This window comes from Plantibacter sp. lyk4-40-MEA-4, assembly GCF_030209415.1.
Taxonomy (GTDB): domain Bacteria; phylum Actinomycetota; class Actinomycetes; order Actinomycetales; family Microbacteriaceae; genus Plantibacter; species Plantibacter flavus_A.
This window is the reverse complement of sequence record NZ_JARVSA010000001.1, coordinates 178,453-193,848: the sequence shown is the minus strand read 5'-3', so window position 1 is coordinate 193,848 and position 15,396 is coordinate 178,453. Positions and strand designations below refer to the sequence as shown.

The window sequence follows — 15,396 nt, the reverse complement described above, 5'->3', positions numbered from 1 at the left end:
GAGCAAGAGTCGAACGCCTCGCAGTGGGGCTCTCGCGCATGAGCGCTTACCTGCGGCGGAGCGCCGTGCTCGCCGCATCGACGACCGTGGTGGTCTCGGTCGTCGTCGGTGTGATCGCCGCGTGGGGGATCCTCGCGCGGCAGATGAAGTACCGCGACGGTGACGGGTACCGGATCACGGGAGGCGGCAACCCGGCGACGTGGTCCGACGCAGTCTCCTTCTCAACGGCGGGCGAGTGGTACAGCGTCCTCGGCGCCATCGGCACCTACCTGTGGTTCGCCCTCGCGGTCGTGCTCCTCCTCGTGCAACCGGCGACCGAGCTCGGCGGACGATGGGCCAGGTCTCGCGGATTCGGTGCGCTCTTCGGACTCGTCCCGGTGGCCGTCGTCGGCCTCGTGATCTGCGTCGTTGCAGCGCTCCGGATTGACGGGAGCAATTCGCCCGGTTGGCTCGTGAGTTGGACCTCCTTCGGGACCGTCGTCTGGTTGGCGGTGGTCTACGGGCTGCCGATCCTGATCGTCGTCGCGGCGACCGTCGGCCTCGCGGCGCTCGCCGACCGCGAGGGACATCGTCGGTTCCTGCTCGTCCTCGCCGCCGTCCTCGCGGTCGCGGTCGTCGCCGGATCGATCGGATTGTTCCGCCCGCCCGCGCTCGAACCGGTCGCCGGACCGCCCATCGGTGGGGAGGCCGCGGCGTTCACGCAGGCCCTTGAACCGCTCGACGGCGTGGCGTCCGTCGAGGTCCTCGGTGCGGGCGCAACGATCCTGATGGCCGCCGACGCCGGCGCCGACGAGGTGCTCGCCGCCGCCCTGGTCGCGCGTCAGGTCGCCCAGGAGCAAGCCGCCGCAGCGCAGGATGCCGGGCTCCAGCCCTCCCTCGTCATGGTCGTCCTCGCCCGCGAGTCGAGCAACACCGATCGCGCCGCCGACGACCCGCAGGCGGCGCCCTGGCGGTTGCAGCTCGTCCCCTCCGAGTTCCCGGCGGAGACCCTGGCCACCCAGGTGGATCGACTGCTGCGCGCGGAGGCGCTCGGCGTCCAGATGGTCATCACGGGCGATCGGCCTGCGATCACTGTCCCGTCGATCGCAGCGTTGCCGGGCGTCGTCGCCGCCTTGGCCGAGATCGCCCCCGACGGGGCCTACGTCTCGGTCCCAGAACGGTTCTCGATGGTCTTCGACCCGCTCGAGCTGGGCCCGGCGATGGTCGACGCGATCGTCGGTGTCGTCGTCGCGAACCCGAACGCGGAGTTCGAGCTCACAGCACAGCCGAAGCTCTACGTGAACCACGTGACCCCTGAGGCCGCAGCCGCGATCGACGCGATCCTCCGGGACCCGGCGCTTGCCGGGACGAGCCCGTCGGGCTACCCCGCCGAGTACCAGATCCACACGATCGGCCCCGACGGCGACGTGTACGTCGAGGGCACCTTCGGCTGAGCCGCTGCCGGTAGCGTGAGGGGATGACCGCCGCTCAGTCCTCCCGCCTCCAGTTCGGTGCCTTCGTGATGAACACGGGCTCCCACATGCAGCACGGCCTCTGGCGCCACCCGGACGCGAAGCAGCACACCTTCGACGACGTGAACCTCTGGGTCGACCTCGCGAAGACGCTCGAGCGCGGCCGATTCGACACGATCTTCTTCGCCGACGTCGTCGGGGTCTACGGCGGTGCCGGGGCGTCCTTCGACGTGAACGCACGCGAGGGCATGCAGCTGCCGAGCAACGATCCGTCCATGCTGCTGTCGGCGCTCGCGATCAGCACCGAGCACCTCGGGCTCGCGTTCACCTCGTCGATCCTGCAGGAGCACCCGTTCACCTTCGCCCGGAAGATCTCGACGATCGACCACGCGTCCGGCGGGCGGGTCGGCTGGAACATCGTAACGAGCTTCCTCGAGAACGCCGCGCGCAACTACGGGCTCGACCGTCTCGTCGAGCACGACAAGCGGTACGCGTGGGCCGAGGAGTACGTGGCGGTCGTCGGCAAGCTCTGGGAGGGGTCGTGGGACGACGGTGCACTCCTCGCCGACAAGGCCAGCGGTGTCTTCGCCGACCCCGCCAAGGTGCACCGGATCGACCACGTCGGCGAACGGTACCGTGTGGAAGGCCCGCACCTGTCGTCGCCGTCGCCGCAGCGCTCGCCGCTCCTGTTCCAGGCCGGGTCGTCCGGTGCGGGGAAGGCGTTCGCCGCGAACTACGCCGAGGTGCAGTTCATGATGGCGCCCAGCATCGAGGCGGCGCGGGCGTCCGCGGAGTCGACGCGCGCGCTCGTCGCCGAGACCGGCCGCGACCCGCGCGACGTCAAGTTCTGGCAGGCGATGTCGTTCATCGTCGGCAGCACCGAGGAGGAGGCGAAGCGTATCGAGGCCGAGTACGACGAACTCCTGTCGGCCGACGCCTTCCTCGCGCACTCGAACCTCGGCACCGACCAGGCGACCGGGAAGCCGATCGACCCGGACACTCCGCTGAAGGACGTCGAGACCCAGGGCGGGCACAGCATGCTCGAGGCACTGAAGGCCCTCTCGCCGGACCGCGAGCCGACCGTCCGCGACCTCGCGAAGCTCACCGCGAAGCTGCGTGGCCGCGTGGTCGGCACGCCGGAGCAGATCGCCGACCACCTGGCCGAGTGGCGCGCGGCCGGGATCGACGGGATCAACGTCGCCAACTGGATGATCCCGCACTCCTATGAGGTCTTCGTCGACGAGGTCATGCCGGTGCTGCAGGAGCGCGGGCTCGCCCAGCGTGAGTACGCGCCGGGAACGCTCCGCGAGAAACTCTTCGGTGCGGAGCCCACCCTCCCGGAGACGCACCCGCTGCGCGCCTACCGCGGCGCGTTCGCCGACCGCTGAGCGGTCCGTCGGCGGATGCGCAGCGGCACACGCCCCGGTCCCTGAGCGCCAACACACCCCGGCCCCTGAGCGCCAACACGCCCCGGTCCCTGAGTATCAAGACGCCCCGGTCCCTGAGTATCAAGACGCCCCGGTCCCTGAGCGTCAACACGCCCCGGTCCCTGAGCTTGTCGAAGGGCTCACGGGGAACGTCGCCCTTCGACAAGCTGGGGACCGGAGGGGTGGCCCGGCACCGACCGCTGGCACCGCCCGCGCTCGTGCGGCGGCGCGCTACTCCGGCTTGGCCGTGCCGACGGCCCAGACGAAGGGCGGCGGGGTGCCGTTGATGGACCAGTCGCCGACGATGCGCGTCTTGTAGATCACGGGGTTGTGCGACGCGACCGTGCGGGCGTTGCGCCAGTGGCGGTCGAGGGCGCTCGCGCGGCTGACGGCCGAGGCCCCGAGCGTGTTGAAGAGCAGTGTCGCGGCGCGTGGCACAAGCTCCGAGAGCACCACCTGCGCCTGGGCTGAGCGGATCTCGGCCTCGATGTTCGCCTGCAGGTCGTCCGCGGAATCCCGGTCGGCGGCCGTCTCCGACGCTCGCTCGATCGCCGCGGCGACCCCGAGGACGGTCTGCTTCGCGACGAACGCGATCGACGAGATCTCGCCGACGACCGCCTGGATCTGCCCGTCGTCCTTCACGAGCGGCGCGAGACCATGCGTGTAGACGCGGGTGCGCGCACGGATCTGCTCCCCGGCGTCGCGCTCGACCGCCGCCGCGATCCCCGCATGCACGGCGATGAGCACGTGCTGATAGAGCGCCGTCTGGTAGCGGAACCGGTCGGTGAAGGGGTGCAGCTGGTCGGCGTCGACTACGGCGTCCTCGAACACGATCGTCCCCGTGCCGGTGAGCTGCTGCCCGAAGCCGTCCCAGTCGTCGGCGATCGTCACACCCAGCTGGTTCGTGCGCACGAGCACGGTGACTTCGGTGTCGGGCTGCCCGTCGACGACCAGGCGCGCGGTGGCGTCCGTCCAGTCGGCGTAGATGCTGCCCGTCGTGTAGAACTTGCGGCCGTTGACGACGTAGCGGCCGTCGCGCTCGGTGACGATCGTTCCGGAGACGCCGAGCGCGCCCGAGCCGACCTCGCTCCAGGCGTTGCCGACAATCTCACCGGCGACGAACCGCTCGAGCCAGGCGGTGCGGCGGTCGCTCGGGGCCGCGACCAGCTGGTCCTCGACGAGGGCGATGTGGCCGCGGAAGATCTGCGGGAGGTTCGAGTCCGCCGCTGCGAGCTCGATCAGGAGCTCCGTGAACTCCGGGAAGGTGAGTCCCGAACCGCCGAACTCGGCGGGGACCCGGAGCGCGCCGAAGCCGGCGGCGGCGAGCTTCCGCACCTCGTCCCGCGGGAGCCGGTGCTCGAGTTCGCGCTCCACGGCGCCTGCCTGGATCTCGGCGAACAGCGGCAGGAGCAGCTCCCGCGCGGCCGCGAAGCCGATCGGGCGGGCGGTGGTGGAGGTGGTGGCGGAGGTCATGTGGTTCCGTTCCGGAGGCGGCGGTGGGCTGGTCGTGCGGGGCCCTTCGACAAGCTCAGGGACCGGTGGAGGTGCTCAGGGACCGGTGGAGGTGCTCAGGGACCGGTGGAGGTGCTCAGGGACCAGACGAGCCCCTAGGTGTAAAGCGAGATCGGCTGCAGCTCGCCGTTCAGGTGGTTCGCACCGACCTCGAGCTTCTTGTAGTCGACCGGATCGTGGAGGGAGTGCGTGCGCACGTTCCGCCAGAACAGGTCGAGTCCAACGGAGGCCTTCGCCGAGCTGGACCCGGTGACCTCGAAGATGCGGTTCGCGACCTCGATGCCGAGCTCGGTGGAGACGACCTTGAGCTTGGCGATCTCGATGGCGATGGCGCCACGGTCTTCCGCGGTCACCGCCGCTCCCCGCTCGATGATGCGGTCGAAGCGGGCGTTCGTGCGGTCGGCGAGCGCCTCGACGGCGGCGATCGACGACACGAACTCGCCGATGACGCGCTGAACGAACGGGTCGTCGCGGTACGTCTCGGCGTGGCTGAGGAACCAGGCGTTCTTCCGCGCCCGGACGAGTTCCGTGCCCTGCGCGAGCGCACCCTCCGCGATGCCGAGGTAGAGGTTGCCGAACGCGAGCTGGATGCCGGGCGTCACGAGTGAGGAGAACGGTTCGTCGCCGACGGTGCCGAGGATATCCGCCTGCTCGACGAGCACGTCCTCGAACCGCACGGACCCCGAGGCGGAGAGCCGCTGGCCGAGCGCGTCCCAGTCGCCGAGGTAGGCGATGCCGGCGCGGTCGTGGTCGAGGACGAACTGGAAGATCGTGCCGTCGTGGTCGCCACCGCGGACGACCGCGTTGACGAGGATGACGTCGCCGGCCGAGGCGCCCGTCGAGAATCGCTTGAGCCCGTTGAGGCGGAACGCGTCGCCGTCTTGCGTGAGCGAGAGGTCGGGGTCCGTCGGGTTCACGGAGTCTCCCCAGATCCACCGGCCTTCCACGGTCTTGCGGTGCCACTCGGCCTGCGTGGACGGGTCGGCGGTGAAGCCGATGTTGCCCGCGTTGATGTAGTGGTAGGCGAGCAGCTGGCCGATGGAGGCGTCGACGCGCGACAGGATGCGGACGACCCTGAAGGCGCTCTCCCAGTGGCCGCCACCGCCGCCGAACTCGGCGGGGTCGAGCAGGTTGACGAGGCCCGACTCGCGGAGGAGGTCGAGCTCGGTGGTGGGGTCGAGGTTCGCGCGGTCGCGTTCGAGGACGTCGACGGCGAGCTTGGTGGCGACCTCGGTGGCGACGGCGTCCCAGTGCGCGAGCTCGGCGTCGTCGGCGGTACCGGACCAGTGGGTGCGTCTCTCAAGGACCGGCTGCCCGGTCACTGAGCCGGTCGAAGTGCTGATCGTGTCGGTGCTCATGCGGAGGCTCCTTCGGTGGCGTAGACGTTGTCGTCTGCCGCGTCGGCGTTGTCGGTGTCGAAGAGGGACGGTGCGGTGTCGTCGGCGGCGGACGGCTGCCCGACGTAGGCGCCGCGGTACCGGTGGGCCGGGTGCCACTCGGGCACGACGGGGGAGCCGGTGCCGTTCAGGCGGCCGCGGAGGGTCCCCTCCGGGTACTCGTCCCAGACCCGACCACGGCGACGCAGCTCGGGCACGAGCAGGTCGACGACGGCCTCGAAGGTGCCGGGCGTGATGACGTAGGCGAGGTTGAAGCCGTCGGTGCCGGCGACGTCGATCCAGCGCTCGATCTCGTCGGCGACCGTCGCGGCACTGCCGACGAACACGGGACCGATGCCGCCGATGCCGATGTAGTGGGCGATGTCGCGCGGCGTCCACTCGCGCTCCGGGTCGGCGAGCGTGAAGATCGCGAGCGCCGAGCGGGCCGCATCGGTGTCGACGTACTTGAGCGGCTTGTCGGGGTCGAACGACGAGAGGTCGAGGCCTGACCAGCCGCCGTAGAGGGTGAGGGCGCCGTCGAGCGAGATGTACTGCTGGTACTCCTCGTACTTGGCCTGCGCCTCCTCGTCGGTCTCGGCGACGATCGCCGTGGCGAGGGTGAGAATCTTCACGCTGTCGCGCGGGCGTCCGAGGGCCTCGGCGCGGTCGCGGATGTCGTCGGTCGTCTTGCGCGTCAGCTCCGGGACGAGCCCGTTGATGAACACCGCCTCACCGTGCGTGGCCGCGAACTGGCGACCGCGGGCCGAGGCGCCGGCCTGGAAGATGACCGGAGTGCGCTGCGGCGACGGCTCCGAGAGGTGGATGCCGGGCACCTGGAAGTGCTCGCCCCGGTGGTTGATGGGGTGCACCTTGGTGGGGTCGGTGTAGACGCCGTTCTCCCGGTCGATGACGACGGCGTCGTCCTCCCAGGAGCCCTCCCACAGTTTGTAGGTGACGTCGAGGAACTCCTCGCCGATGCCGTACCGGTCGTCGTGCTTGATCTGGGTGGTGAGGCCGAGGTTGCGGGCGGCGGAGTCGAGGTAGGAGGTGACGACGTTCCAGCCGACGCGACCCTTCGTGAAGTGGTCGAGCGTCGAGAAGCGGCGGGCGAGGGCGTACGGCAGCTCGTAGGTGGAGGCGACGGTGACGCCGAAGCCGAGGTGCTCGGTCGCCTTCGCCATGGCCGACACCTGGATGATCGGATCGCCGACGGGCAGCTGCGCCGAGTCGATGAGCGCGGGCGCGGAGGAGTGACGGTAGACGTCGTAGATGCCGACGACGTCCGCGATGAACAGGGCGTCGAAGGTGCCGCGCTCGAGGAGCTTGGCGAGGTCGATCCAGTAGTCGATGTCGTTGTAGCGGTGCGCCTGATTGTCGGGATGCTTCCACAGGCCGGGCGCCTGATGGGTCACGCAGCTCATGTCGAACGCGTTGAGGATGATGCGCTTGCTCACAGGGATACCACCGGGTCGTCTCGTCGAGGCTGGGTCCGACGGCGATCACGGCGCCGTCCAGCACGACGGTACTCGGGGGCTCGGGTGCTCGCGAGGGGCCCGAAACAGAGCGTCACATGGGCCGCCGGGCCTCCGTTCCTCACGGTTCGTTCCCAGAGTTACTTTACCTTACGTAAGGTAAAGTAACTCCCATGAGACCCAGTGCACGGAACGAGATCCTCGATGCGGCCGTCCGCGTCGTCGACGCCTCCGGAGAGGCCGACATCACCTACGAGGCGGTGGCGCAGGAGGTCGGTCTGACGAAGGCCGGGCTGCGCTACCACTTCCCCTCACGGGACGCGATGATGATCGCGGTGATCGAGCACGTCGTCGCCCGCTGGCAGCGCGAGCTCGTGGAGGAGCTGGGGGCGCCACTCGAGACGTCGACGCTCGAGGAACGGGTGCGGGCCTTCGTCGCCTTCGCCGGGGAGGGCGGTGCGAGCCAGGGCGAGTTCGTCGTCTTCGCCGAGGCGGTCAGGCGTCCCGAACTCGCCGCTCCCTGGCTCGAGTACCTTCGCACCTGGTTTGGTTTCGGTGAGGACACCGATTCGACCTCGCTCCTCCTCGTCTGGTTGGCGGCGAACGGTCTCTGGATCGCCGAGGCGACCGGCATGCTCGACGTCGGCTGCGACCAGCGCGCCGACCTCGTCTCGCGACTCCTGGCCCTCGCTGGAGGTGAACCCCGATGAAGAAGTGGCTGATCCTCTCCGCCGCCATCCTGCTGGAGGTCACGGCGACCCTCTCGCTCCGTGGCGCCATCGAGAACCCCTGGTGGTCGATCCTCGCGGTGGCCGGATACGCGGGCGCGTTCGTCGCCCTGTCGCTCCTGCTCCGGATGGGGGTGCCGATCGGGGTGGTCTACGGCATCTGGGCCGCGGCCGGCGTCGCGCTCACCGCGGTGCTCGCGTCGCTCGTGTTCGGCGAGCAGTTCACCTTCATGATCGGGCTCGGCATCGCGATCGTGATCGCCGGCGTCGTGCTCGTGGAGACGGGCCACGCGCCGGAGTCGCCGAAGCCCGCCGCGACGAACGAGGAGGTCGGCGCATGACCTGGTTGCTCCTGGCCGGTGCCATCGTCACCGAGGTCGCGGCGACGCTCTCCCTGCGCGCCTCGGAAGGCTTGCGCAAGAAGCGGTGGATCGCTCCCGTCGCCGTGTTCTACGTGACCGCCTTCGGGTTGCTGACCATCGCACTCGCGAACGGGATGCCCGTCGGGATCGCCTACGGGATCTGGGCCGCCTGCGGGGTCGCCCTCACGGCCATCGGTGCGCGCGTGCTCTTCAAGGAGAAGCTGACGCCGAAGATGATCGTCGGCATCGGCCTGATCGCGGTCGGTGTGCTCGTCATCGAGCTCGGTTCGCAGGCGCACTGACCCACGCGGATCGCTCCCGCTCGCGAGGGTGGGGAGCGGTACCCATTGAGCGTGGGGCGGGACTGAGGCATCCTCGTCCTGGGCGAACCGCCCGCAATCGACAGCCTTGGGGGGGCTCCTGTGGACAGCAACGTGCTCGCGATCATCGCCATTCTCGTCCTGCTCGCCATCGTCGGGCTGGGGGTGTTGAAGGGACTCGGCCGCCGGAAGCTGCGTGAGACGGCGACGAACCGTCGTGCCACCAAGGTGCCGGAGATGCTGCAGGAGTTCGGGCGCTCGGTCGTCCTCGGCACGGACCCCGCCGGTGCGACCGCGCTCATCGAGGGGCTGCCGAAGCGCAAGGCCAAGTCGTTGCGGCCCGGCGTGTGGGGCATCGACTACGTCGCCAAAGACGACGTCACGATCGAGGTCCAGTCGACGGGCGCAGGTTCCGAGGTGGTGGTGACGTCGCTCACCGAGTACCTCGGCTTCCCGCAGGGCCTCGACGGCTGGCAGCGCTTCGCCACGCAGCTGGAGGAGGCCGCGAAGGCGCAGGGTGTCCCGGTGCAGCGTGGTGCTCGGGCGTTCCAGTACCTGCCGGCACCCGCGAACACCCTCGACAAGGCGCGCTGGGTGCTCGCCAAGGTCGTCGCTCGCTAGGACTCCTCGTTCCTTGAGCTCGCCACGGGCGGTCGGACCTCGTCCGGTCCCTGAGCTTGTCGAGAGGCTGTGTGTCTTCTTCCGGTCCCTGAGCTTGTCGAGGGGCTGGGAGCCCTCTTCCGGTCCCTGAGCTTGTCGAAGGGCCCGCCAGCCGCCCTCTCGCCTACAGGTTCCCGAGATAGGTCAGGCGCTCGCCGCCGAGCTCGATCGCCATCGCTCGCTGCCGCTTCACCCGTCGCCATCGCACGATGAAGAGCACCGTCCCGACGGCCGTGAGGACGAGGCTGACGCCGAGCATGACCGGTCCGGTCGCGCCCAGCTCCTCCGGGTCGACCGACAGGAAAGCACCCGCGAGGACCCCGACGCCACCGACGCAGGTGCCGAAGTACGCTCCGGCCGCGAACAGGCGCGACGCGGGGATCGGGCCGAGGAAGTGCTGCAGGAGCACGGGCGGGAGTCCGCGGCGGCGTTGCTCCGGCCCGCGCCGCTCGAGCCAGTCGAGGGAGAACCGCTGGGCGAGGTGGATCTCCCTCGCCCGCGCGACGCCGCCGACGATCCACGCGACGAACGCGAGCAGTGCCGAGCCGACCACGGCGACGGCGACGAGCGCGTTCGCGTCGGACGGCAGGAGGCTGTCGATGACCCCTTCGGCGATGGCCGCCCCGAAGATCGTAAGCAGGCCGATCCCGGCGAGGCCGATGAGGATCCGGTCGCAGATCTTCCGGAGGGTGCGTGCGCCCACCGTCTCCGGGATCGGTTGCAGGTGGACGACCTCGTCGTCGTCCGCGAGCCAGGAGCGGACCCTCGCCCGATCCTGCGGCGGAATCCACGACGGCAACTCGCGTCCATCGTCCGGGCCGACGCGCTCAGCATCCCGATCGCCGCGCTCCGCATTCCGGTCACCGCGCTCCGCATCCCGATTGCCGAGCGCCCCATTCCGGTCACCGAGCTTGTCGAGGTGCACCCGGTCGACGATCTGCTCGGCGGCCAGCCGGGCCGGGTCGTCCGGTCGACGGAACCGGTCGTCGTCCGTGTCGTCGACCGCCGTCCCCGTGTCCTGGTCAGCGACGACCGACCCGTACTGCGGCGCAGGCGGCACCAGGGGAGTCGGGTTCGGGGCATCAGGCGCCGCCGGAGCGATGTCCTGATGCGCACGCATGACGTCCTCCACTGCGCCCTGTGCGGCCCGCATCGCTTCGTCCCGGATGCTCCGGCCGAGCGGCCCTGCGGCCTGGACCACCGCTTCGAGCAGTTTCACGTCGCCGGTGGACTCCGCAGCGGCGATGCAGTCGGCGATGAACCCGCGTCGACCGATCATCACGTCCGAGCCCTTCCCGGCGAGTGAGCGGGAGATGCGTTCCCGGCCGACATCGAGTGGATCCTGGCCGGTGTCGTCGGGGATGCCGCTGCCGGCGATGAGTGCGACGAGCGGCACGAGATCGGAGGTGGGGAGGCTGCGGAGCCACCCGCCGTTCACGATGATGCGCGCGCGTGCGCCGGTGTCGGTCGTGAGTCGCAGGCTGAGGGCGGGTGTGGTGGCGGCGGGATTGCGGGTGAGGAGTTCGCCGCTCACGATCGAGCGCAACGGGATCGTCTCGCCCCGGAGGAGCGCGGTGCCGCGGACGGCGTCGACGCCGACCGGGCGGAAGGCGGTACGGAGGTAGGACAGGCAGATGCCGGCGGTGATGATGAAGAAGACCGGGATGACGATGAGTGCTGTGCGCGCGATGTCGAAGATGCCGTCGATGACGCTGCCGGTGATCCAGCCGAGGACGCCGCCGAGGATGCCCGACAGGATCACGATGAGGACGAGGTTCGCCCGCACGGGCGGTCGGCCGATCATCGTGAAGCCGTCGTTCGTCGGTCCTTGTGCTGCGCTCACGTCGTCCTCTCGGCAGGTGGTCGCATCGACTGTTCCACGTCGGCGCCCGTCGTGTCGATGGGGAGCCCCTCCGTGGTCTCCGAGCCGTACTCGCCCCTGAGTCACCTCCTCCCGTACCTGATCCACCTCTGCCGGTCCCTGAGCCTGTCGAAGGGCGGCACCTTCCCCGGTCCCTGGGCTTGTCGAAGGGCGGCGCCTTTCCCGGTCCCTGAGCTTGTCGAAGGGCGTCTCCCTGCCCGGTCCCTGAGCTTGTCGAAGGGCGATTCGCGTCTTCGGCTTCCGTGTTGTAGGCTCTACTTCGGCCTGCCGAGCCGAAGTTCTCTTCTCTCAGCAAGCAATGCGCCCGTAGCTCAACGGATAGAGCATCTGACTACGGATCAGAAGGTTGGGGGTTCGAATCCCTTCGGGCGCACATTCTGGAAAGCGGTCCACTTCGGTGGGCCGCTTTTTTCGTGCCGCCTGCCAGCAGGATATCGGCGCGAGAAGCGGATGGAATCGCGTGAAACGTCCGGTTCTCGGGCGTTCGTCCTGTTCTCGTGCGGCGCCCACACGCCGCTACGCCCGGCAGCTGCCCAACGTGCCCGTGAGTGCCCGGCGGTCGGCGTCGTCGACCGTGAGGTCGTACGCCATCAGCACGAGGACGAAGCGCGCCGCGTACTCGCAGTGGGAGGTGGCCGCCGGCGGCATCCAGTCGCCGGGGCCGGAGTCCGACTTCGACGAGTTCGTCGCGCCGTCGACGGCCTGCAGGTTGATCGGGTCGTTCGCGAACTGCTCCCGCTGCTGCTCCGTCCACGTGTTCCCGCCGTGACGCCAACCCCACGCGAGCGGCACGACGTGGTCGATCTGCACGAGCTGACTCGACCGTTCACCGCGTTGGAAGTCGATCGTCGACCCCGTGTAGAGGTCGTGCAGAACGCCGGTGAGGACGACGCAGTCGCGGGTCCCCGGCTTGTAGGTGACGTCGACGAGGTCGCGTGCCAGCACGTCGTTGCGGGTGTCGCAGCCGTTGCGGTCGATGTCGGCCCAGCGCTGACCGAACCGGTCCCGGTCGTAGCCGGTGGCCACCTGGGTGGCGGTGTCGACGTCGGCCAGCGCGTCTTCGACCGCGGCGGCCGAGACGACCAACTGCCCGGACGCGTCCACGACGGCGAAACCGGCGGCCTCGAGCGATGCCCGCGCGCTCGGGCTGACCGCCGCGGGCGTGGGTGCGAGCGACGTCGGCGCTGGTGACCCCGGCTCGCCGAACACGATCCCGCCATCGAACTGCGTCGCGACAAGCACCACGACGGCTGCAAGGAGCGCGACGAGCAACGCCAAGGGAGTCTTCTTCATGCTGGGTGCTCTCCTCGAGGTCTGCTCCACCAGCGTAGAGCCGGGCGCCGACACGAAGGTTGCACGAGCCCTTCGACAAGCTCAGGGACCGGCACTCCCTGCCCTTCGACAGGCTCAGGGACCGGTGGAGGTGCGCTCAGGGACCGGGGGAGGTGCGCTCAGGGACCGGGGGAGGTGCGCTCAGGGACTGGCGGAGGTGCGCTCAGGGACCGGGGGACTGCCGCTCGCGGCAGGCGCGGGATAGGGTCGAGCAGACACAGGGTGCCCCACAACGGGCGCCCGCGATCAAGGAGGATCACGTGTCAGGTAACAGAGCTGTCGCCTACAAAGCAGCGGGTGTCGTCGAGGTCATCGACATCGACTACCCCACCTTCGAACTCAAGGACGGACCGGGGGTGAACCCGGCCAACGTCGGCCGGAAAGTCCCGCACGGCGCCATCCTCAAGACCGTCGCGACCAACATCTGCGGCTCCGACCAGCACATGGTCCGCGGCCGCACCACGGCACCGCCGAACCTCGTCCTCGGACACGAGATCACCGGCGAGGTGGTCGAGGTCGGACCGGACGTCGAGTTCATCAAGGTCGGCGACATCGTCTCGGTGCCCTTCAACATCGCTTGCGGCCGGTGTCGCAATTGCAAGGAGCGGAAGACCGGCATCTGTCTCAACGTGAACCCCGACCGCCCGGGTAGCGCCTACGGCTACGTCGACATGGGCGGCTGGGTCGGCGGCCAGGCCGAGTACGTCCTCGTGCCCTACGCCGACTGGAACCTCCTGAAGTTCCCGGACCGCGACCAGGCGCTCGAGAAGATCATGGATCTCACGATGCTCTCCGACATCTTCCCGACCGGCTTCCACGGTGCGGTGACGGCGGGCGTCGGCGTCGGATCGACGGTCTATGTGGCAGGTGCGGGACCCGTCGGCCTCGCCGCAGCGACCGGCGCCATGCTCCTCGGCGCCGCTGCGGTCATCGTCGGCGACATGAACGCCGACCGGTTGGCGCAGGCTCGGAGCTTCGGTTGCGAGACCGTCGACCTCACCAAGGGTGAGCCGGGGGAGCAGATCGAACAGATCCTCGGTGTCCCGGAGGTCGACTGCGCGGTCGACGCCGTCGGGTTCGAGGCTCGTGGTCACGGTGGTGACGCGGGTCATGAAGCACCGGCGACCGTGCTCAACTCGCTGATGGACATCACGGCGGCCGGCGGTGCGCTCGGCATCCCTGGACTCTACGTGACGGGCGACCCCGGTGGCATCGACGAGGCCGCGAAGAAGGGTGCGCTCTCGCTGAGTCTCGGCACCGGCTGGGCGAAGTCGCTGTCGTTCACCACCGGTCAGTGCCCGGTGATGAAGTACAACCACGGCCTCATGATGGCGATCCTGCACGACAAGGTCCACATCGCGAAGAACGTCAACGCGACCGCGATCACCCTCGACGACGCCCCGCGCGGGTACGCCGAGTTCGACGCGGGGGCTGCACAGAAGTTCGTCCTCAACCCGAACGGGTATCTGGACGCCGCGTAGGCGGCACGGGGACATCACCGAGAGCGCCCGTTGCGTCGTCTGGAGGGCTTCAGGACGACGGAACGGGCGCTTTCGGCTGCCCTTCGACAAGCTCAGGGACCGGGGAGGAGTGGCGCAGGGACCGGGGAGGAATGGTGCAGGGACCGGGAGGTTCCGACTACTGAGTTTTCGCCCGAACGCCTGCCGCAGGGCATCCGGGACGGCGTTGTCTGACGAACTGCTGAGTGAACCGTGAGATTCCCTCCTCTCGGTCCGTCTCTCCAATGACGCGGGAAACCGACGGGGCCCTGGGGCCCGTCCCGCGACGAAGAGACCCCCACTCGCACAAGGACGGCCATGCAACACTCCTTCCTCGCATCCGAATCAGATCCGGAGAGCGACTCGGACACCAGCCCGCTGCTCGGCGCCGCGAGCAGTACGGCGTCGACGGTTCCGGTCCGCAAGGTCACGGTCAGCGGCGACGACCCGGCCACCGCCCGGCACAACTACGAGCGCGCCTACGACGGCAGCCGCTTCACCGTCACCCGTGGAACCGAGCCGTTCTCGTTCCAGTGGGTGTCGATCGGCGACGACCGTGTCTCGCTCCGCACCGCGACGATGACCGGACACGTCACCGGCGAGACCCCGGGCCTCACGGATTACGTGGTCTCGTGGGTCACGACCGGCGGCGGCTGGATCGTGCGCCGCGACGGCCAACGGATGGAGATCCCGCGACACCCGTTCGTCCTCCCGTTCCACCGGCCGTACACGGTGCACCTCACCCCGCACCGGCAGAACTCCGTGCTCTTCTCCGCCCCGTACCTCGAAGACATCGCGACCGAGATCCACGCCGGTCCGAGTCAGCAGGTGTCCTTCGATCTCGAGGCGACGCCGACACCCGAGGCGATCGAGCGCTGGCGCGTGGCGCTGAACGCCTCCACCCCGGTGCTCACCGACGAGACGGCGCCTCCGCTGCTCCGTATGAACGCCCAACGACCGCTCGCCCTCGCGCTGCTCCAGCTCGCACCGTGGGCGGTGGTCGACCTGCCGGAGCCGCTCCGCGAGCCCTCGATGGCGCGCACACGCCTCGCGGTCGAGTACCTGCACCATCACGCGGCGGAGCCCATCACGCCCGCGGACGCTGCGAAGGCGGCCGGGCTGCACACGAGGACGCTGCAGCTCCACTGCCGTCGCGAACTCGGCATGTCGCCCAGCGCCTACCTGCGCGACATCCGCCTCGACCGCACCCGGCGCGAGCTCGCCGAGAGCTCGCCGCAGGAGACGACCGTCGGTGAGGTCGCGAAGCGGTGGGGCTTCGTCCACCTCGGACGCTTCGCCTCCGCCTACCGGAACCGCTTCGGCGAGGGCCCGAGCCAGACCCTGCGGGGCTGACGTCCGTCGCCGGATATCCAAA

General features: G+C 69.6%; 13 protein-coding genes and 1 tRNA gene. 9 read left to right on the top strand and 5 right to left on the bottom strand.

Going from position 1 to position 15,396, the window contains the following annotated elements:
* The first annotated feature begins 38 nt into the window (after window positions 1–38).
* Both QRN44_RS00965 and QRN44_RS00960 read left to right on the top strand, forming a co-directional pair.
* Window positions 39–1,433 (top strand): hypothetical protein, encoded by a 1,395-nt coding sequence (locus QRN44_RS00965; protein WP_285038069.1) that lies wholly within the window; start codon window positions 39–41, stop codon window positions 1,431–1,433.
* A 23-nt stretch (window positions 1,434–1,456) separates the two neighbouring features.
* The gene (locus QRN44_RS00960) at window positions 1,457–2,839 is read left to right on the top strand and encodes an LLM class flavin-dependent oxidoreductase (RefSeq protein WP_285038068.1); all 1,383 of its coding nucleotides are present in this window, start codon (window positions 1,457–1,459) and stop codon (window positions 2,837–2,839) included.
* A 270-nt stretch (window positions 2,840–3,109) separates the two neighbouring features.
* Here QRN44_RS00960 and QRN44_RS00955 read toward each other — a convergent pair whose 3' ends face one another.
* The 3 genes from QRN44_RS00955 to QRN44_RS00945 all read right to left on the bottom strand — a co-directional run bounded on the left by QRN44_RS00955 (window position 3,110) and on the right by QRN44_RS00945 (window position 7,220).
* Entirely contained in the window at window positions 3,110–4,351 is a 1,242-nt protein-coding gene (locus QRN44_RS00955; protein WP_285038067.1) for an acyl-CoA dehydrogenase family protein, read from the bottom strand.
* 134 nt (window positions 4,352–4,485) lie between these two features.
* Window positions 4,486–5,748, bottom strand: coding sequence for an acyl-CoA dehydrogenase family protein (locus QRN44_RS00950; protein ID WP_175117948.1), 1,263 nt, complete (start codon window positions 5,746–5,748; stop codon window positions 4,486–4,488).
* Window positions 5,745–7,220, bottom strand: a complete 1,476-nt coding sequence (locus QRN44_RS00945; RefSeq protein ID WP_285038066.1) for an LLM class flavin-dependent oxidoreductase — start codon at window positions 7,218–7,220, stop codon at window positions 5,745–5,747. The genes QRN44_RS00950 and QRN44_RS00945 overlap by 4 nt, the downstream gene beginning before the upstream one ends.
* A gap of 191 nt (window positions 7,221–7,411) precedes the next feature.
* Here QRN44_RS00945 and QRN44_RS00940 point away from each other — a divergent pair, with 191 nt between their 5' ends.
* From QRN44_RS00940 to QRN44_RS00925, 4 genes are all read left to right on the top strand, one after another.
* Window positions 7,412–7,948: a TetR/AcrR family transcriptional regulator gene (locus QRN44_RS00940; RefSeq protein WP_285038065.1), complete on the top strand. Its 537-nt coding sequence runs from the start codon at window positions 7,412–7,414 to the stop codon at window positions 7,946–7,948.
* The gene (locus tag QRN44_RS00935) at window positions 7,945–8,307 is read left to right on the top strand and encodes a DMT family transporter (RefSeq protein WP_175117945.1); all 363 of its coding nucleotides are present in this window, start codon (window positions 7,945–7,947) and stop codon (window positions 8,305–8,307) included. The genes QRN44_RS00940 and QRN44_RS00935 overlap by 4 nt, the downstream gene beginning before the upstream one ends.
* The gene (locus QRN44_RS00930) at window positions 8,304–8,630 is read left to right on the top strand and encodes a DMT family transporter (RefSeq protein ID WP_071260538.1); all 327 of its coding nucleotides are present in this window, start codon (window positions 8,304–8,306) and stop codon (window positions 8,628–8,630) included. Before QRN44_RS00935 ends, QRN44_RS00930 begins: the two co-directional genes overlap by 4 nt.
* 120 nt (window positions 8,631–8,750) lie before the next feature.
* The gene (locus tag QRN44_RS00925; protein ID WP_285038064.1) at window positions 8,751–9,269 is read left to right on the top strand and encodes a hypothetical protein; all 519 of its coding nucleotides are present in this window, start codon (window positions 8,751–8,753) and stop codon (window positions 9,267–9,269) included.
* Between the two features lie 163 nt (window positions 9,270–9,432).
* Here QRN44_RS00925 and QRN44_RS00920 read toward each other — a convergent pair whose 3' ends face one another.
* On the bottom strand, window positions 9,433–11,151 hold the full coding sequence (locus QRN44_RS00920) for a hypothetical protein (protein WP_285038063.1): 1,719 nt from the start codon (window positions 11,149–11,151) through the stop codon (window positions 9,433–9,435).
* A gap of 339 nt (window positions 11,152–11,490) precedes the next feature.
* On the opposite strand from QRN44_RS00920, the gene QRN44_RS00915 reads away from it, so the two are divergent.
* A tRNA-Arg gene (locus tag QRN44_RS00915) sits at window positions 11,491–11,563 on the top strand.
* Between the two features lie 143 nt (window positions 11,564–11,706).
* Here QRN44_RS00915 and QRN44_RS00910 read toward each other — a convergent pair.
* Window positions 11,707–12,483: an HNH endonuclease family protein gene (locus QRN44_RS00910; protein ID WP_285038062.1), complete on the bottom strand. Its 777-nt coding sequence runs from the start codon at window positions 12,481–12,483 to the stop codon at window positions 11,707–11,709.
* 299 nt (window positions 12,484–12,782) lie between these two features.
* On the opposite strand from QRN44_RS00910, the gene fdhA reads away from it, so the two are divergent.
* On the top strand, window positions 12,783–14,003 hold the full coding sequence (gene fdhA, locus QRN44_RS00905) for a formaldehyde dehydrogenase, glutathione-independent (protein ID WP_071260517.1): 1,221 nt from the start codon (window positions 12,783–12,785) through the stop codon (window positions 14,001–14,003).
* A gap of 336 nt (window positions 14,004–14,339) precedes the next feature.
* Window positions 14,340–15,374: a helix-turn-helix transcriptional regulator gene (locus QRN44_RS00900; RefSeq protein ID WP_285038061.1), complete on the top strand. Its 1,035-nt coding sequence runs from the start codon at window positions 14,340–14,342 to the stop codon at window positions 15,372–15,374.
* Window positions 15,375–15,396: the final 22 nt, after the last annotated feature.